The organism is Campylobacter concisus (genome assembly GCF_002092845.1).
Taxonomy (GTDB): domain Bacteria; phylum Campylobacterota; class Campylobacteria; order Campylobacterales; family Campylobacteraceae; genus Campylobacter_A; species Campylobacter_A concisus_AQ.
The window spans coordinates 57,156-74,950 of record NZ_LVXF01000042.1; the positions used below are offsets into that span (position 1 = coordinate 57,156).

Below are 17,795 nucleotides of genomic sequence, written 5' to 3' on the forward strand. Positions count from 1 at the left end.
AAAGGACAGATGATGAAATACAAAAAGTTGCTTTTTCCAATAGGAGCTGGAGACGATATCGAGCCAAGAATTTATGGTGCCCTAAAGGTTGCTCAGTGGTTTAACACACATATGGAAATTATGACTTGTCAGCTTGATCCAAGTGTAGTTTATAATATGAAAATGACGCTTCGTGGAGGAGTGCTTTTTGAAGAATTTCTAAAATCAGCTAAATCTGAACTAGCTGTCGAGCATGAAGAGAATGAGAAAATTTTTAATAAAATTTGTGCTGAGCTTGGCATAAAAGTAACTAGTGAAATCATTGAAGATGTTTGCACCGCAAATTTTACGATCCATAGTGGCAAAAGAAGCGCGATAGTGGAGCAAGAGAGTAAATTTTGCGATCTAGTAGTGGCTGCTGTGCCACTTGATGGAAAGATCACTGGTACATTTGAGTCAGCTGTTTTAAAAAGCGGTAAAAATGCGATTGTAATCCCTAGAAAAATGCGTGAGTTTAAAGCCGATAATATCCTTGTAAGCTGGACTGGCACGACACAAAGCTCAAGGGCATTAACAGGCTCGATTGATCTTTTAAAAAAGGCAAAAAAGGTTCAGTGCATTACCTCAAAAGCAAGCCTTGGCGATAATGCTGAACTAAATCTTAAAAAGCTTGAAGAGTACTTCAAAATTCATGGCATATCAGCCACTTTTGAAGTGATCGCTACCACGATGATACCTGGTGAAGCGCTTTTAAAAGCAGCTATTGATAGAAATGCTGATCTAATCGTTGCTAGCAGATATGGCGAAAATGGTCTTATGGAAATGGTGCTTGGTGGCACTTCAAGATTTTTCTTAGAACACACAAATATCCCAGTTTATCTATAATGGATTGCGGCTTAGTCCGCGATCTAATTCTTTTTCGCTTTATAGATTTTAAAATTCCATTCACTCGCAAGAATTGACTACTAAATTTTGGCTTCACTGACCGCTTAACTCAAATTTTAGAGCCGAAATTACTCGTTCATAAAAATTTAAAATTTACAAGACCTTGATAGCATAGTGCGTCAGATGGCAGCGTGCTTCGTTCCTGGCCACAAACTACAAATTCTATAAAATTTTAAAGCTCCCATTAAGTTTTCATCAAGCACCTTATTAGCCAAAATTTTGTAAAATCCACTCATTAAAAAAGGATAAAAAATGAGTGAAAATTCTAGCTTTACACACCTGCATTTACACACCGAATACTCCCTGCTTGACGGAGCGAACAAGATAAAAGAGCTAGCTCACGTGCTTCATGATAGAGGTGACACAGCAGCGGCGATTACTGATCACGGCAATATGTTTGGAGCGATAGATTTTTACAAAGCGATGAAAAAAGAGGGAATAAAACCACTAATTGGCATCGAAGCTTACGTTCATAATGGCGAGCAGCTTGATGACAAGAGTACTAAACAGCGTTTTCACCTCATACTAATCGCCAAAAACGAGACTGGCTATAAAAATTTAATGTATCTTAGCTCTATGAGCTACATCGAGGGCTTTTACTACTATCCTCGTATAAATAAGAAAATCTTAAAAGAGCACAGCGAGGGCTTGGTTTGTAGCTCTGCTTGCTTGCAGGGCGAGGTGAGTTGGCACTTAAATTTAAGTGATCGCAATGTGAAATTTGGCGCAAAGGGCTACGAGAGAGCAAAAGAGGTCGCGCTTGAGTATAAAGAAATTTTTGGAGATGACTTTTATCTTGAGATCATGCGTCACGGCATCGGCGATCAAAAACGCATTGATGATGACATTTTACGCATCGCCAAAGAGACTGGCATAAAGGTTATCGCTACAAACGATACTCACTACACTTTTAAAGAGCGAGCTGACGCGCATGAGGTTTTTATGTGTATCGCGATGAACAAAACATTAGATGATCCAAACCGACTTCGCCACAGCGTCCATGAGTTTTTTGTTAAGAGCAAAGAGCAGATGAGCGAGCTATTTTTAGATATCCCTGAAGTGATAGAAAATACCCAAGAGATCGTGGATAAGTGCAACCTTGAGATCAAGCTTGGCAACCCAACTCCGCCAAATTTTAAATTTACTCTTGAATATGCCAAAGAGAGAAATTTAACACTTCCAGAGCCTGAAAATAGATATAGCTTTAAAAATGATGCTGTTTTTTTTGAGTATGAATGTAGAAAAGGTCTTGAAGAGAGGCTAAAATTTGTCCCTGAAAATTTACATGACGAATACAAAAAGCGTCTTGAGATAGAGATTGGCATAATTAATAAAATGAATTTCCCAGGCTATATGATGATCGTTTGGGACTTCATAAATGAGGCTAAAAGTAGAGGCGTACCAGTTGGTCCAGGGCGTGGTTCTGCGGCTGGTAGCTTGGTCGCTTATTCACTAAAGATCACCGACCTTGATCCGATCCCATACAACCTACTTTTTGAGAGGTTTCTAAACCCAGAGCGTGTTAGCATGCCAGATATCGACGTGGACTTTTGTCAAAGTAGGCGTGGCGAGATAATTGACTATGTTACGCAAAAATATGGAAAATTTAATGTTGCTGGCGTTATTACATTTGGTAAATTGCTCGCAAAAGGTGTCATTAGAGATGTTGCTAGGGTTTGTGATATGCCTTACGCCGAAGCTGATGCGATGGCAAAGCTAATACCTGATGAACTTGGTATTACGCTAAAAGATGCTTATGAAAAAGAGCCAAAGATAGCTGAGCTCATCAGCCAAAATCCAAAGGCAGCTAAAATTTGGAAATTTGCACTTGACCTTGAAGGACTAAATAGAAACGCCGGCCAGCACGCAGCAGGTGTCGTTATCTCAAATGAGGAGCTGTGGAATAAAACTCCGCTATTTCGTCAGCCAAACAGCCCAGAAGATCGATATGTTACGCAGTATAGCCTTAAATATCTTGAGGATGTTGATTTAATTAAATTTGACTTTCTTGGACTAAAAACACTAACGGTTATCGATAATGCCATAAAGCTAGTAAAACAACGAACTGGAAAGGATATCATTTGGGAGCAGATCGATAAAAACGATTCTAATGTTTATAAAATGATACAAAGCGGCCAAGCGATAGGAATTTTCCAAATCGAGGGCGAGGGCATGAGAAAGCTAGGAACTAGCTTGCGTCCAGACTGCTTTGAGGATATCGTCGCGATGCTAGCGCTCTACCGCCCAGGACCGATGGAGAGTGGCATGCTTGATGACTTTGTCAAAAGAAAACATGGCGAGGCAGAGATAACCTACTCATTTAAAGAGCTTGAGCCAATCCTCGCGCCAACATACGGCGTAATCGTCTATCAAGAGCAAGTTATGCAAATCGTTCAAGCCATAGGCGGCTTTAGCCTTGGCGGGGCGGATCTTGTACGCCGTGCGATGGGTAAAAAGATCAAAGAAGAGATGGACAGGCTAAAGGGCGAGTTTGTAAAAGGCGCTGAGGCAAAAGGGCTAAATGGACAAAAAGCAGACGATCTTTTCGAGCTAATTGTAAAATTTGCAGGATATGGTTTTAATAAATCTCACTCCGCAGCTTACGCCTACGTCACATTTCAGACGGCTTATCTTAAGGCTTATTACCCAGCTGAATTTATGGCGGCACTTCTTACAAGCGAAGAGAGCAACGTCGATAAGATCGTTCGCTATATCGATGAGATAAAACGCATAAATATAGACACTTTGCCACCATCTATCAACAAATCAACTAAAGAATTTAGCGTTGTTAAAAATGGCGATCATGACGGCATTATCTTTGGGCTTGGTGCGATTAAAGGTGTTGGTGGAGCGGCTATTGAAAACATTATCACTGAGCGTGAAGCAAATGGCGAATTTAAGAGTATGGACGACTTTGTCTCAAGGATCGATCCATTTAAAGTAAATAAGAAGGTCTTTGAAAGCCTCATAAAAGCCGGATGCTTTGATGAGTTTGGCTTTAGTCGTAAGATGCTTATGCAAAATGTAGAAAATATCATAGAAGCTTGCAAAAGTGCTGCTCAGATCCGTAAAAATGCTGTTGAGAGCTTGTTTGGTGAAGATGAGAGCATGAACGATGTGAAGATAAATTTTGTCACGATAAATGACGAATTTGACATCAAACAAATTTTAAAATTTGAGCAAGAGAGCGTTGGTATCTACCTCTCAGGCCACCCGCTTGATGATTATAAAGACGAGATCAACAAGATAAAATACACTCTAAGTTCAGAATTTGAGAGCTTGCCGCAAAGCGCTGAAATTTTAGTCGTTGGCAAGATCGAAGACTTTAGCACAAGGATAACCAAAAGTGGCAAGAAAATGGGCACTATAAATGTGCTTGATTTTCACGGAAATATCGAGATCGCAGTCTTTGAAAGAGAGCTTGGTAACATCGAAGATATCGTAAAGGACGAGGCAAAACGCGACCTGCCTTATGCTTTTAGGATAAATATCACAAAAGATGATCAATTTGTAAGGACAAATTTAAACGAGGTTTATAGCCTAGAAGATGCACAAATTTTAGACTTTAAGACAAGAAAACTAAAACAAAACTCTAAATTTTCTAAAAATGAAGAGACGAGCGCCCCTCAAAGAGCAAGAGAATATGCCGAGCTAGAGGTGCTTTTAAGCCTTAGTGAGCTTAGCAAAGATAAGATCACTAACCTTTATAATCTCGGCTATAACGAACATATAAAAAGTGGCACAAACAATGATAAGCGTCTTGTTATTAAGATAAAAAATGAAAATACGGCTCAAATTTTTGTCTATAAGACAAAATTTGTTGTAAATGACAGCTTTAAAGAAAAAGCACTTCAAGCAATAGCTTGCTAAGACCTCGGTGAAGCGATGTTTTTAGATAAGCTTGGTGTAGATAAAAGTAACTGGAGCAAGCTTTTTAGTGCATGTGTTGGCAAAGCGACATTACTTCAAAAACGTGCATTTAAGCTACTTGTTGAAGGAAGCAACTGGCAGGTTAATTTTGATAGTGGCAAAATTTACTTTGATGGGCGCGAGTTTGATATGCAGTTTATCGGCTCTGAAAGCTTCTCGTCAAATACGTGGCTTTGGGGTTATGAAAATATAAATGGCTTTGATGAGCGTTTGCTCGAGCTTGCAAATAAAGCACGTGAGTTTGGCGAGAAATTTGGACTTAGCGCATTTAGCACGCCACAATTTGAGCTAGATGAAAATTTTAATGGTCACACGATTAGTATGGTTCTTTGCACCGCTTTTGATGAGCAAAATTATTATAGGATAGAGTACGAGGGAGGAGCGGCGTATGTGGCTTTTAGATCAGATATGATCTTTGAAGAGCCAGTGCTTGCAAATGAGCTTTTGAGCGTAGTAAATGAGTGTTTAAGCAGCTACGAGCTAGATCACAAAATCTTTATAAAAGGACTTTTGCTAAGCTGTGATATGAAATTTAGCGAAAGCCCTAATGAAATCGTATCGGATAAATACGAGCTTAGCTTTAAATTTGACGAGCTAAATAGGCTCATAAATATTTCAAGCAAGCTTTAAAATTTAATACTCTTTACCACATCAGCGCCAAGTGCTAGCTTCATATGAAGAGAAAACATCTCGTGGTAAAAATCGCCATTGTGTCCTGGTATGTCATATGTTTGCGTAAGATCAAACGGTACGATAACTCTTGATTTTTTATTGTATTCATTGGCTCGTAGTTTAAGATAACTAACACACTGATAAACGCACATATCAGTGCAATCTCCAGTAATAACAAAAGTATCAATTTGTGGGTTTTGCTCTAAAAATTTCTCAAATTCTTTATTAAACGCAATGCTTAAAGAGTTTTTATAAAATGTCTTGAACTCTTTAAAAAAGCTTAGATTTTCTATCTCTTTTATAGTTTTTATCTCATTTGTATCAAGTATGGCATGTGGCAAAAAGTTCTCAAATTCTTTTGAATCACTGGTGTGCCTATCTTCTATAAGGATAAAATTTCTAAAACCAAAATCTCTCCAAGCTCTATCAAAAAGTGTCGCGATCCCTTTTGATAAGGCGGCCACTCTTTGACTGGCGAGCGCACCACTGCCAGCAAATGCTTCTATCATATCGATACAGATAAATGCAACGTTTTTTGCTCCATCGTTTGAAATTTCTCTTAAATCAAGCGTTTGAAGAGATTTTTTAAAAGCCTCAAGTTCGTTTTGTATGTTCATTCTTTCTCCTTTATTGGTAAATTTATGCAAAATGTTTTTGGATTTAGTGTGATCTCGATACTGCCTTTGTGAGCCTCTATGATCTGCAAGCAAAGATGTAGTCCAAGGCCGTTTCCTTTTAGCTTGCTACTTTTAAATGGCTCAAAGACTATGGCTTTATCTTTGATAGGCTCGCCACTATCGTAAACGATAAATTTATGCTCACTCGGTGTTTTTTCGTAGCTTAAAATGATCTCTCCCTCATCATCATCGCTCTCTTCGATGGCATCAATGGCGTTAAATAAAATATTTTGGAAAACAATGGCAAGTAGATCAAGGTCGCCCGTATATTTGCCATCTGGAAATTCTAGGCTAAATTTAATATCCTTTGAATAGTCGTAAAAATTTATAGCCTCTTCGCACTCTTTTTTAAGTTGTGAAAAGTCAAAAATTTGTGCATTTATGTTAAGGCCTTTTGTGAAAAGTAGAGTGGCTTTGATTATGCGTTCGACTCGCCATGTAGCTTTTTGTATTTGATTTACGATAGGCTTTGTGCGCTCATCAGCTCTTTTAAGTAGAGTTGAAGCTAAAAGCGAGATAGAGCCTACCGGATTTCTGATCTCGTGGGCTAGGTGAGCTGCTACTTGACCCATAGAAGCAAGGCGCTCGGTGCGTTTTTCTACTGTTATGTTTGTTGCAGAGATTATTAGTTTATTGTCTTTAGAGCTTGTTTTAAAAAGATAAATTTGCCCATTTACATTTATCTCACCCTCTTTTTTTGGTATCTCTTTAAAAATTTTACCAAGTCTTACTGCTTCTGAGTTTTGTAAAAAGATCTCATCATTTTCATCTAACACCCAGATAGCATTTGGCAGAATTTCCACAATATCTTTAATGAAATTTTGCAAGTTTGCGTAAGATGATGTTAAATTTTTATATTCATTTTCTATCAGATAAGTCTGTTCTATCAGGCTTTTTAAGCCAGCTTGGATATCGTGTTCGTTCATTTTAAAAGTTCCTCAAAATCGCTAATTTCATAAAGTCTTAGCCTTTCATCCTTTAAATTTCTTAGCTCGCTACTAAATCCACTCTTTGAAAAAAGAGCAATAATATCTGGCCTGATATTTAGTTTTTCGCATTTTTTTAATAGTAAATTTAGCACGTTTTTACAAACCTTTCTCTCTTTGTATTTTGCCTCGCCGACTATGATCTTGCCGCCTATATTTAATAGCATATCAAGCTCTATATTTCTGCTCCAAAAGCTACTTAAAAATATGCCATTAATCAGAAATTTTTTTGCCATTAGCTCACCGCATAAAATTTCAAATCCAAGGCTTGCATATTCGTCAAATTCCTTTTTTATAATGGCTAAAATTTCATCATTTTTACCAGTTTTTAGCAAGCTTAAATTTGGCTCTATAAATCTAAACCAAAACCTTGAAAAATGGCTATTAAAATGTATTTTATCCTCAACTTTATAGCCCCTTTCTTCTTTTTTTAGCATTTGGTTTTTTGATCTTTTTGGCAGTACTTCTCTACTTTTCTCAAGCAGTAAAAAATTCTTTTCAAAAAGCTTTGCATAGACTTTACTAGCTAGGCTTTGAGGTAAAATTTTATGTACGCTAAATTTTTTTCTATCGCTTCGTGCGAGTTTTATGAGAGCAGATTTTATAGCATCGTTTGTATCGGATTCGAAGTAAAATTTTGGCATCAAGGCTAAGAAGTTGTTTAAAATTTCAGCCTCGATTGCTTCAAAAACATCATAATATGAGTGCTTTAAATCAAACTCATCAAAGACGAGATGAAATTTAATAAGTTCATTTATATCAAGGTGTTTCATTCGCTCAAATGTTGATTTTAAAGCTTTTATATTGGCTCCTTTATTTGGGCATTGTAGTATATTTTAGCTAAAGTAATCTATAATGCTACGCAAAAAACAAGGGTTGTGATTTGGTAAATTTAGAGCACATTAGAGAAAATATAATTTTAAAAAATGGTATTTATTATTTTGATTTTACAGCTTCAGGGCTAGCTTATAAACCTATCGAAGATGAGATAGCAAAAATACTTCAAACATATGCAAATACGCACTCTATCAGCTCATCAAACGCCTATAAAACCGCTCAAACTTATGAAGATTCAAGACGTGAATTAAAAAGCTTGCTAGGACTTGATGAGAGCTTTTATCTTTTTACTTGTGGCAATGGAGCTACCGGTGCGATAAAGAAATTTCAAGAAATTTTAGGAATTTATGCATCGCCAGCGCTCAAAAAAAGATATGCCCTAAAGCCAGATGAAAATTCTCCGCTTGTGGTGCTTGGACCTTATGAGCACCATTCAAATGAGATAAGCTTTAGGCAAGCACTTTGTGAGGTTGAGCGTATCAGGCTTGATAAAAATGGAGGGATCGACTTTAATCATTTGGAGCAAATTTTAAGGATAAATGTCGGTCGTGAGATCATCGCAACTTTTAGTGTGGCTTCAAATGTGACTGGGGTTTTGAGCGATTATAGAAAAATTTATACTCTTATAAAATCTTATGGTGGTATTGTGGCATTTGATGCTGCAAGCTTTAGTGCTTATGGAAATATCGATTGTGACTATTTTGATGCTCTTTTTTTATCGCCACATAAATTGCTTGGTGGAGTTGGAAGTTGTGGACTTCTTGCTATAAAAAAGATACTTGCAAACTCAGATGAGCCGACATTTGCTGGTGGTGGAACGGTAAGTTATGTTAGCAAAAACTATGCTATTTTTGTAAAAGATAGTGAACAGCTAGAAGAGGCTGGCACTCCGCCTATTTTAGGTCTTATAAGGGCAAATTTAGCTTATAGGCTAAGAAATGAGATAGGATTTGGGACAATATATGAAAATGAGAGCGAGCTTGGAGAGTATTTGGAAAAAAGACTAGCAGAAATTCCTGAGCTTACGTGCTATCATCCAAATAACATAAAGCGTTTGCCGATATTTTCTTTTAATGTGGCCGGTGTTTCGCCTTATGAACTAGCCAAAGTTTTAAGCAAAGAATATGGCATTCAAACGCGTGCAGGATGTTCTTGCGCTGGGCCATATGGACATGATTTGCTTCATTTAAAAGAAGATGCACTATTTACTCATAAGCCAGGCTGGGTAAGGGCTGGACTCCACTATACGCATACGCTACAAGACGTGGATTATTTAGTAGATGCATTAAAAAATAGCATTAAGAAGTATTCAAGTATTTGGAAGGTCGATGATCCTTTTAGTGTTGATAAAATTTCAGGTTGCAAGGGAGATAGATGAAAAATATATTAATCATTGCAGGAAGTGATAGTGTTGGTGGCGCTGGCGTACAGGCTGATATTAAGACATGCGAGGCATTTTCTTGCTACGCAGCGACGGCTATCACGGCTCTTACGGCACAAAATACAAATGGCGTTAGCAATATCTTTGCTACAAATGTTACAAATCTAAATGAGCAGATCAAAATGGTAGACGAGGAGCTAAACATAGATGCCATAAAGGTTGGTATGCTTTTTAATAAAGAGCTTATATCTTGCGTTGGTGCTTGGCTTGAAAAATTTTATAAGCAAGGCATTAAAATAGTAATAGATCCAGTTTGCGTAGCAAAATCAGGCTCAAAGCTTCTTGAGGATGATGCGATAGCAAGCTTAAAAGAGCTTTTTAAATTTGCAGACATTATCACGCCAAATATCGATGAAGCCAAAGTTTTGGAACTTGATAGCAAAAATTTACCTTGCGATATGATCTTAAAGCGAAGCACGGTTGCAGAAATTTGTGAAGATACTCTTTTTAAAAAAAATGGTGACGTGCTTAAATTTAAAGAGCCACTAATAAAACCAGAGATCATGCACGGAGCTGGATGTAGCTTTGCAAGTGCGCTGGCCTGCTTGCTAGCAAATGGACACACCAAAGAAGAGGCCATAAAACTAGCCAAAAAATACATTTTAAATGCTATTAAAAATGCAGTTACGACAAAATTTGGCAAACGTCTACTAAATCATAAAGTTGGCATAAGTGATTGAAATTTACGCGATTAGCGACGATGTGTTGATGCCTGAAAATTTAGCCTTGCAATACACTAAAGAAATTTTAGAGTGTGGGGTGAAATTTTTTCAATTTCGCTCTAAAAAAATACCCAAAGATGGGAGGCTGGCTAGTGAAATTTTCAACCTATGCGAAAAATTTGGAGCAAGATTTATCGTAAATGATGATATTTTATTTGCTGCTCGTATAGGGGCAAAGTCCGTGCATTTGGGAAAAGATGATGCGAGCATAAAAGAGGCGTTTGAAATTTTAGGAGATGATGCTTACGTGGGAGTTAGCTGCTATGATAGCTTGGAGCTTGCCATTAGGGCAAAACAAAATGGTGCTAGCTATGTGGCTTTTGGAGCGATGTTTAAAAGCCCAACAAAACCAAATGCGCCACTTTGCAAGGCTCAAACTGTATCACAAGCAAAAGAAATGGGAATGAATGTATGTGTCATAGGAGGCATAAATTCTAGTAACATTGCAAGCGTCGCTAGAGTAAAGCCAGACATGATCGCCTTAATATCCGCTATCTATAAAGATGGCACAATAAAGAAAAATATAGAAAATTTACAAAGAAATTTATTGCTTTAAAAGATGCTTATTTTGCAAGCTTTTTTATGAAAATTTAATTATAATCCCTGCTTTAAATAAAAGGAAAACATTGCTAAATATCGATGAAGTAAGAAAAAATATCATTTTAAAAGAAGGCCTTTACTATTTTGATTACACGGCTTCAGGTCTTGCTTATAAGCCCATTGAAGATGAAATTTTAAAATTTTTAAAAACCTACGCAAACACTCACTCAGATAGTAGTTCAAGCGCGGTGTTAACGCAAAAATGCTATGAAAATGCAAGAGCTGAGTTAAAAAGCTTATTGGGCCTTGACGATAGTTTTTATCTTATCGCGACTGGTCAAGGAGCAACGGCTGCGATAAAGAAATTTCAGGAAATAATGGGAATTTATATCTCACCAGCTACAAGAGCTTTGATCGGTGAAGCAAATTTAAGAAAATTAAACTTGCCATTAGCGATCATTGGCCCTTATGAGCATCACTCCGTTGAAGTTAGCTTAAGAGAAGGGCTTTGTGATATAAAACGCATAGAGCTTGATGAAAACAATGAGATAGATTATGCGATGCTTGAGAATACATTAAAGCAAAATGCAAAAAGAAAGATAATAGCTAGCTTTAGTGCTGCTTCAAACGTTACTGGCGTTAAAACTGATTATAAAAAAATTTACTCGCTAATTAAAAAATATGATGGCATTTTGGTACTTGATGCAGCCACTCTTAGTGCTTATGAAAATGTTGATTGCAGATATTTTGACGCACTGTTTCTCTCGCCTCACAAGCTGCTTGGTGGAGTTGGGAGTTGTGGGCTTTTGGCTATCAAAAAAGAGCTTTGTAAAAATTTGCCTACATTTGCAGCTGGAGGCACAGTCAAGTACGTAAGCAGGACATCGCATGTTTTTACTAATGAAGTTGAAAATTTAGAAGAGGGCGGCACGCCACCGATAATGCAGCTAATCCGTGCAAATTTAGCCTATAAACTAAGAAACGAAATCGGACTTAATAATATAAAAGTAGCTGAATGTGAGCTAGGTGAGATGTTTTGCAAAGAGCTAGAAAAGATAGATGAGGTGATAAATTATTGCCCTGAAAATTTAGACAGATTACCTATTTTTGCATTTAACGTAAAAGGCATTTCGCCTTATGATTTTGCTGCTAGTTTAAGTAGTGATTTTGGTATACAAACGCGTGCAGGCTGTGATTGCGCTGGGCCGTATGGACATGATTTGCTTAATTTAAAAGATAATACCATTTTTGAAGCAAAACCTGGCTGGGTACGTGTTAGCATTCACTATATGCATACAAAAGAGGATATAAAATATCTTATAAATGCTATAAAGTCTTGCATCAAAAAGCACAAAGAAGGATAGAGCAAAAACTATATATTTGATATTTGCGGAGAAAAATTTAGAAGTGAATTTTTATAAAGCTATAAGTTCTATCAAATCTAAAAGTTAGCAAATTTTGCAAAATTCCAAAAAGCACCATAAATGTAACAAAGCTACTTCCGCCATAACTAAAAAATGGCAGTGGTACGCCCACAACTGGTGCAAAACCTATCGTCATCGAGACATTTACACCCACATAAACGAAGATTAGTGCAGCAATCCCCGTGGTGGTAACTTGTGTAAAATAGTCATTTTTTAGGCCGTAATTTAAACTTAAAAGATGTGTTATAAGTGCTCCATAAAGCCCAAGCAGAAACAATCCACCATAAAAGCCAAAACGCTCGATATTGTAGGCAAAGATAAAGTCGCTAGTAGCGATTGGCAAAAATTTAAAGTGCGTCTGCGTCGCCTCATCTTTTGGTTTGCCTTTGAGTCCGCCGCTACCTATGGCAATGATGCTTTGTTTGACGTGATAGCTTGGCTCTTCAGCGATAAAATCGTGAATCCTCTTTTTCTGATAGTCATGTAAATTTTCATACAAAACCGGCGCCAAAAAGCCTATCGCAAGGATGATGGTGATCCAAATTTTCTTATTTACTCCGATGACAAAAAGGATGGTGTAGCCAACTATTAAAAGTATGAGTGCGGTGCCAAGATCGGGCTCTTTCATAATGAGCGCAAATGGCAAAAGTATGTAAAAACTAAGCTTTAAAAAATCTTTTACTCCGTATCCATTAGCCTCTGGAGGACGCTGTTTGATGAGATAGGCTAGCATTAGTAAAAAGGCTGGCTTCATCAGTTCTGATGGCTGAAGTGTGAAGTGAACAAATGGAATTTCTAGCCAGCGTTTGGCTCCTAGCTTGCTAACGCCAAAGAGATCGACGCTTAAAAGCAGCACGATGCAGACCCAGTAAAACATCGGAATGATCCAGTCTATACGCCTAATGGGCAACAAAAATGCGACACAAAATGAAACAAATCCGATACCAAAATATACAAGCTGTTTATTTGCCAGGATATCGTTTGCTTCGGAAACTAGGATGTAAGAGATGGCTATGATTGGGATTATTAAAAACGGCTGAATAAAATCAAAATGTGTTAAAATACGCCGATCTAGTTTTATCAAGAAGCAAACCTTAATTTTTGGGCTAGATTATATCACAAACAAGGCTTTGATTTTGGTTAAATTTAATGTTTTAAATAGCTCGAGACTAGACGTTGCAGTGGCACAAGAGCTTCAAATTTCACGTAATCAAGCTTTAAATTTGATAAAAGACTCTCTTGTAAACGTAAATTCAAAAACGATCTCAAAACCAAGTTTTGTTTTAAGCGAAAATGATGAAGTTTGCGTAAATTTTGCCCCAAAAAAAGAGGTGCAAAACGAGTACGAAGTAAATTTTGATATACCAATAATCTACGAAGATGATGATCTAATAGTGCTTAATAAACCACCTCAAATCGTCGTTCATCAAGCTCCAAGCGTCAAAGAGGCGACACTTGTTGAGTGGCTAAATAAAAAAGGTTTTATGCTCTCAAATTTAAATGGCGACGTAAGAGCTGGCATCGTCCACCGACTAGATAAAGGTACTAGCGGTGCTATCGTCGTTGCTAAAAACAACTTTGCCCACGCAAAACTTAGTGAGCAGCTAAGCGATAAGAGCATGGGGCGAATTTATCTAGCACTCACTGATCTTCCCCTAAAAGAGGACGTCATCATTGAAAAGCCAATCGGTAGAAACCCAAACAACCGCCTAAAAAAAGCGATCGTCGCAGACGCTAAATTTGCAAAAAGTGCCTTTGTAAATTTACTAAGCGAAAATGGCATAAATTTAATAGCAGCAAAACTTTTTACAGGCAGGACCCATCAGATAAGAGTGCACCTGTCTAGCATAAACCGCCACATTTTAGGCGATGATTTATACGGATTTAAGAGCCAAGGCGATAAAATAAGCAGAGTTATGCTTCACGCTTATATGCTTTATTTTATCCATCCACGAACTGGCAAAAGGGTGGAATTTATTGCAAAAACGTATGATGACTTTAACCAGATAATTTACAAAAAAATTCCCAAGGAGATTTTTGATGAAAAAATTTGCCCTACGCATATTGACACCATTTTTGGCAGCTTTCTTAGCGGGATGCGGCTCTAGCGTACCGACTCAGCAAAGTATGTCACTGCCTACGATTACAAGTTTAAAGACTATTTCAGATATGACAGAAGTTGGCTTCGAGTGGAATCCAGTGACCGATGAGAGCGTCGTTGGCTACTATCTTTACCGCTCAAATCCAAATGACGCAAACTCAAAAATGCAGCTAGTTGCAGACATCAAAGACCGCTTTGCTACGCACTATGTGGACCGCAATCTAGCTCCAGAGACAACTTACTCGTATCAAATGAGAACCTACTCAAGTAACGCCATCTCTCAACCGGGCACGATCGCAACAGCAACTACAAAGCCACTGCTTGATTCAGTACCGTTTTCGCAAGCTATTACAGGGCTTCCAGGACGTGTAAAAGTGATTTGGAGACCACATCCTGATAGCACAGTGGCAAGCTATATCATTCAAAGAAGTGATGCCGGAGCTAATAAATTTAGCCAAATCGCAGAGGTAAATGGCAGACTAAATGCTGAATATATCGACACTGAGGTAAAACCTGGTAAATCTTATGAGTATAGAATTTTAGTTAAAACTTCTTCAGGTGTTGTCTCAAAACCAAGCCAAAATATCAGTGCAACGACAAAGGAGTTACCCTAAATCGGTAACAAATCTTCAAGCAACAAAAAATGCACCAAAAAAGATAATTTTAACTTGGGATTACGCGCCAGCTGAGGATTTTGCTTATTTTAAGGTTTATAGGACAGTGAGTAAAATTTTGCCTTACACATATCTGGCAAAAACAACTAGCAACACCTATGAGGATCTCATAAACACAAATGCAGCGACGAGGTATTACAGAGTCACAGCAGTCGATAAAGACGGTCTTGAGAGCTTAAAACAAGAAGAGCCAATTGTGGGGATAACACTTGGTGCACCAAAGACTCCAAATATTAGCGCTAGCTACGATGGTAGCGGAGTAAATGTAAATTGGAGTGCAGTTGATAGAGCTAGTTCGTACACTGTTTATAGAAGTGGCGCAAGTGAGAAAATTTTTAGTGACATAGATGGTACTGGACTTAGAGATGATAGCGTGCAAAAAGGGGCTAACTATTCTTACAGTGTCGTAGCTATCGATGAGTATGGCATCGCCTCTGATAAGTCACCAAAAGCAGAAGTTAGCATAAAATAATGCCAAATTTCATCGCTTCGTCTTTAAAAGAGCTCTCGTTTCCATTTGGTAATGACAAGATCAAATTTCTTTGGCAGGCAAATGGGCGAAACGAGAGGCTTATCTACACAAAAAATGAAGAAGAGAGTTTTTTTCTAGTCGTAAAACCCGGTAAAAATGGCATCGTCGTAAAAGGCGAAAAGCTTACAAAGCCAGCTAAAGTTGGTATTTTGCAAGAGGCACTGGAGCTTTTTAAAGAGCAAAATTGCAATGATGTAATCAGTCAAGCATTTGCTGTAAAAAAGACAAATTTGACTAAAAAAGTGAGTGAAATTTTAAGCCTTGAAGAGTTTGTGCCAGCCTTTAGTGAACTAAAAGATAAATTCGATCAAATTTTTATCGAGATCGGCTTTGGCTCCGGCAGGCACTTACTTTATCAAGCTAAAAACAATCCAAATACCCTAGTTATCGGCATAGAGGTCTATAAACCAAGTATTGAGCAAGTAGCAAAGCTAGCTAGGACAAACGCCCTAGAAAACGTACGTCTAATCAACACTGATGCCAGACTTTTACTCTCGCTTATTGGCTCAAATTTAGTTGATAGGGTATTTTTACATTTTCCAGTGCCGTGGGATAAAGCAGAGCATAGACGCGTGGTCTCATCGGCGTTTGCACTTGAGTGCGAGAGGATATTAAAAGTAGGCGGTAAATTTGAGCTAAGGACTGATAGTAAGGAGTATTGCGACTTTAGCTTGAGTAAATTTTTAGAGCCTACAAACTCAAAAATAGAAGCTTTCAAAAATAGAAATTTAGAAGTAACTAGTAAGTACGAAGATCGCTGGAGACGCCAAGATAAGGACATCTACGATGTTATCTATACTTGCAAGGTTGAAAGTGGCGAGAGTGTTTTAGCTGGAGATTTTAGCTTTAAAGAAAAGACAAGCGTAAGAAATATCATTAAAAATTTTAAAAATTTTATCATCAAAAAAGAAGATTATTTTTTACATTTCGAAGAAATTTACATCATAAATGAGGGTGAAATTTTGCTAAAAGTTGCTTTTGGAGCATTCAATAAACCTGAGCAATGTTTTATCAAAATAAGTGATGAAAAAAGCGAATATTTTATAAAAAAACCGATCTTAATTCGTGAGAATTTAGCTGCACACGAGCTTTTGAAGGAGTATTTGGCTGATGCAAGAGATAATTAGTGCAAGAAATTTGAGCCTAGCTTATGAACGCGATGAAATCGTAATTAATAGCGTCAATTTAGATATTTATGCGAATGATTTTGTCTTTATCACAGGCAAGAGTGGAAGTGGAAAAAGCACGCTTTTAAAATCATTTTACGGAGAAATTTCACCCCTTGCTGGAGAGCTAAATGTCTGCATGACACAAATGGACGACATCGATGATAAAAGACTTTGTGAGCTTAGGCAGCGAGTTGGCATTATATTTCAAAATTATCGCTTGATAAATGAATGGAACGTGGAAAGAAACGTTATGTTGCCCCTCATCATCAAAGGTATCAATCAAAATGTGAGTAAAAAGCAAGTAGCAAAGCTTTTAAAACATGTAAATATGCTTCACAAAGCCGATAAATACCCTCGTGAGCTAAGCGGTGGTGAGCAGCAAAGAGTTGCCATGGCAAGAGCACTCGCACACAATCCAAATTTGCTCTTATGCGACGAGCCAACGGGAAATTTAGACGAATACTCAAGCGACGTCATCTGGTCACTTCTAAAATCAGCTAGGGAATTTTTAGGCACGAGTGTGGTTGTGGTGACGCATCATATCCCATCAACGCTTCGTATCCCATACCGCCACTTCGTCATAGAAAATGGAGGCGTGCATGAGATCGCTTAAGAATCATCTTGGATTCATCCTGCCGCTGATCGCTCTTTTGTTTTCCGTGCAGTTTAGCCTAACTGCTGATAAGGTTGTGAGAGATTATGAAAGACTCATGGGAAATGACTACAACATCGTCATAGTTTCAAGTAAAGAGTTTAGTGATGCTATTTTAAAGCCGGTGGTTAGCAATCTAGCTAGTCTTGAGCCACTAAGTCCGCAAAAAATAATCGACCGCCTCTCAAATGACATCTCGGCTAAAAATTTGTCCATACTACAAAATGCGCTACCTAAATTTTACTCACTAAAACTTAGCGAATTTCCGACACCGCAGTACATGGATGAGCTAAAGCAAAAACTTTTAAAATTTGATGGAATCACAAAGGTTGAGACATTTTCAAAGACTCATGACAAAGTTTTTAAAATGCTAAATTTAGCAAAAAGCATATCGTATGCTTTTATGGCGATACTTTGTGTGGTTGGGCTTATGCTTATGCTAAAGCAGGCTAAAATTTGGCTGTTTGAGCATAGGGAGCGCATTGAGATTATGACGCTTTTTGGAGCACCTTTT

17 protein-coding genes are annotated in these 17,795 nt (G+C 37.7%); 13 read left to right on the forward strand and 4 right to left on the reverse strand.

What is annotated here, in order from left to right; translation table 11 throughout:
• Positions 1-12: 12 nt before the first annotated feature.
• The 3 genes from A3854_RS09355 to A3854_RS09370 all read left to right on the forward strand — a co-directional run bounded on the left by A3854_RS09355 (position 13) and on the right by A3854_RS09370 (position 5,484).
• A complete protein-coding gene (locus A3854_RS09355) occupies positions 13-864 on the forward strand; it encodes a universal stress protein (RefSeq protein WP_021091781.1) in 852 nt (283 codons plus the stop codon).
• A gap of 312 nt (positions 865-1,176) precedes the next feature.
• Entirely contained in the window at positions 1,177-4,794 is a 3,618-nt protein-coding gene (gene dnaE, locus A3854_RS09365; protein WP_084042249.1) for a DNA polymerase III subunit alpha, read from the forward strand.
• Between the two features lie 15 nt (positions 4,795-4,809).
• Positions 4,810-5,484 carry a DUF6882 domain-containing protein gene (locus A3854_RS09370; RefSeq protein WP_084042250.1) on the forward strand — a complete coding sequence of 225 codons (675 nt, stop codon included), beginning with the start codon at positions 4,810-4,812 and terminating at the stop codon, positions 5,482-5,484.
• Here A3854_RS09370 and A3854_RS09375 read toward each other — a convergent pair.
• Genes A3854_RS09375 through A3854_RS09385 form a run of 3 tightly spaced genes read right to left on the reverse strand, consistent with a single transcriptional unit; the run spans position 5,481 to position 7,962 of the window.
• Complete coding sequence (locus A3854_RS09375) at positions 5,481-6,143, reverse strand: cysteine hydrolase family protein (RefSeq protein ID WP_084042251.1); 663 nt, start codon at positions 6,141-6,143, stop codon at positions 5,481-5,483. The genes A3854_RS09370 and A3854_RS09375 overlap by 4 nt on opposite strands.
• Positions 6,140-7,129 (reverse strand): sensor histidine kinase, encoded by a 990-nt coding sequence (locus tag A3854_RS09380; protein WP_084042252.1) that lies wholly within the window; start codon positions 7,127-7,129, stop codon positions 6,140-6,142. The genes A3854_RS09375 and A3854_RS09380 overlap by 4 nt, the downstream gene beginning before the upstream one ends.
• A complete protein-coding gene (locus A3854_RS09385) occupies positions 7,126-7,962 on the reverse strand; it encodes a DUF234 domain-containing protein (RefSeq protein ID WP_084042253.1) in 837 nt (278 codons plus the stop codon). The genes A3854_RS09380 and A3854_RS09385 overlap by 4 nt, the downstream gene beginning before the upstream one ends.
• Before the next feature lie 110 nt (positions 7,963-8,072).
• On the opposite strand from A3854_RS09385, the gene A3854_RS09390 reads away from it, so the two are divergent.
• The 4 genes from A3854_RS09390 to A3854_RS09405 all read left to right on the forward strand — a co-directional run bounded on the left by A3854_RS09390 (position 8,073) and on the right by A3854_RS09405 (position 12,093).
• Positions 8,073-9,404, forward strand: coding sequence for an aminotransferase class V-fold PLP-dependent enzyme (locus A3854_RS09390; RefSeq protein WP_084042254.1), 1,332 nt, complete (start codon positions 8,073-8,075; stop codon positions 9,402-9,404).
• On the forward strand, positions 9,401-10,147 hold the full coding sequence (locus tag A3854_RS09395) for a hydroxymethylpyrimidine/phosphomethylpyrimidine kinase (RefSeq protein ID WP_084042255.1): 747 nt from the start codon (positions 9,401-9,403) through the stop codon (positions 10,145-10,147). The genes A3854_RS09390 and A3854_RS09395 overlap by 4 nt, the downstream gene beginning before the upstream one ends.
• Positions 10,140-10,745: a thiamine phosphate synthase gene (gene thiE / locus A3854_RS09400; RefSeq protein WP_084042256.1), complete on the forward strand. Its 606-nt coding sequence runs from the start codon at positions 10,140-10,142 to the stop codon at positions 10,743-10,745. The genes A3854_RS09395 and thiE overlap by 8 nt, the downstream gene beginning before the upstream one ends.
• A 70-nt stretch (positions 10,746-10,815) precedes the next feature.
• Positions 10,816-12,093 carry an aminotransferase class V-fold PLP-dependent enzyme gene (locus A3854_RS09405; RefSeq protein WP_084042257.1) on the forward strand — a complete coding sequence of 426 codons (1,278 nt, stop codon included), beginning with the start codon at positions 10,816-10,818 and terminating at the stop codon, positions 12,091-12,093.
• 37 nt (positions 12,094-12,130) lie between these two features.
• On the opposite strand, the gene A3854_RS09410 is transcribed toward A3854_RS09405, so the two are convergent.
• Entirely contained in the window at positions 12,131-13,237 is a 1,107-nt protein-coding gene (locus A3854_RS09410) for an FtsW/RodA/SpoVE family cell cycle protein (protein ID WP_084042258.1), read from the reverse strand.
• A 52-nt stretch (positions 13,238-13,289) separates the two neighbouring features.
• Between A3854_RS09410 and A3854_RS09415 the strand changes: the two genes are divergently transcribed.
• The 6 genes from A3854_RS09415 to A3854_RS09440 form a co-directional block, all read left to right on the forward strand.
• Positions 13,290-14,261 carry an RluA family pseudouridine synthase gene (locus A3854_RS09415; protein WP_084042259.1) on the forward strand — a complete coding sequence of 324 codons (972 nt, stop codon included), beginning with the start codon at positions 13,290-13,292 and terminating at the stop codon, positions 14,259-14,261.
• The gene (locus A3854_RS09420; RefSeq protein WP_167496279.1) at positions 14,194-14,868 is read left to right on the forward strand and encodes a fibronectin type III domain-containing protein; all 675 of its coding nucleotides are present in this window, start codon (positions 14,194-14,196) and stop codon (positions 14,866-14,868) included. The genes A3854_RS09415 and A3854_RS09420 overlap by 68 nt, the downstream gene beginning before the upstream one ends.
• Before the next feature lie 106 nt (positions 14,869-14,974).
• Positions 14,975-15,400 (forward strand): hypothetical protein, encoded by a 426-nt coding sequence (locus tag A3854_RS09425; protein ID WP_257639914.1) that lies wholly within the window; start codon positions 14,975-14,977, stop codon positions 15,398-15,400.
• Entirely contained in the window at positions 15,400-16,587 is a 1,188-nt protein-coding gene (gene trmB, locus A3854_RS09430) for a tRNA (guanosine(46)-N7)-methyltransferase TrmB (protein WP_084042260.1), read from the forward strand. The genes A3854_RS09425 and trmB overlap by 1 nt, the downstream gene beginning before the upstream one ends.
• The gene (locus tag A3854_RS09435; RefSeq protein ID WP_021091805.1) at positions 16,571-17,242 is read left to right on the forward strand and encodes a cell division ATP-binding protein FtsE; all 672 of its coding nucleotides are present in this window, start codon (positions 16,571-16,573) and stop codon (positions 17,240-17,242) included. Before trmB ends, A3854_RS09435 begins: the two co-directional genes overlap by 17 nt.
• The coding region (locus A3854_RS09440) for a cell division protein FtsX (protein ID WP_084042261.1) at positions 17,229-17,795 on the forward strand (567 nt) is incomplete at its 3' end. The genes A3854_RS09435 and A3854_RS09440, both read left to right, overlap by 14 nt.

Excerpts from the sequence above, each read along its gene's own strand:
- A3854_RS09355 (WP_021091781.1), top strand. The coding sequence starts at position 13 with ATGAAATACAAAAAGTTGCTTTTTCCAATAGGAGCTGGAGACGATATC.
- dnaE (WP_084042249.1), top strand. The coding sequence starts at position 1,177 with ATGAGTGAAAATTCTAGCTTTACACACCTGCATTTACACACCGAATAC.
- A3854_RS09370 (WP_084042250.1), top strand. The coding sequence starts at position 4,810 with ATGTTTTTAGATAAGCTTGGTGTAGATAAAAGTAACTGGAGCAAGCTT.
- A3854_RS09375 (WP_084042251.1), bottom strand. The coding sequence starts at position 6,143 with ATGAACATACAAAACGAACTTGAGGCTTTTAAAAAATCTCTTCAAACG.
- A3854_RS09380 (WP_084042252.1), bottom strand. The coding sequence starts at position 7,129 with ATGAACGAACACGATATCCAAGCTGGCTTAAAAAGCCTGATAGAACAG.
- A3854_RS09385 (WP_084042253.1), bottom strand. The coding sequence starts at position 7,962 with ATGAAACACCTTGATATAAATGAACTTATTAAATTTCATCTCGTCTTT.
- A3854_RS09395 (WP_084042255.1), top strand. The coding sequence starts at position 9,401 with ATGAAAAATATATTAATCATTGCAGGAAGTGATAGTGTTGGTGGCGCT.
- A3854_RS09420 (WP_167496279.1), top strand. The coding sequence starts at position 14,194 with ATGAAAAAATTTGCCCTACGCATATTGACACCATTTTTGGCAGCTTTC.
- trmB (WP_084042260.1), top strand. The coding sequence starts at position 15,400 with ATGCCAAATTTCATCGCTTCGTCTTTAAAAGAGCTCTCGTTTCCATTT.
- A3854_RS09435 (WP_021091805.1), top strand. The coding sequence starts at position 16,571 with ATGCAAGAGATAATTAGTGCAAGAAATTTGAGCCTAGCTTATGAACGC.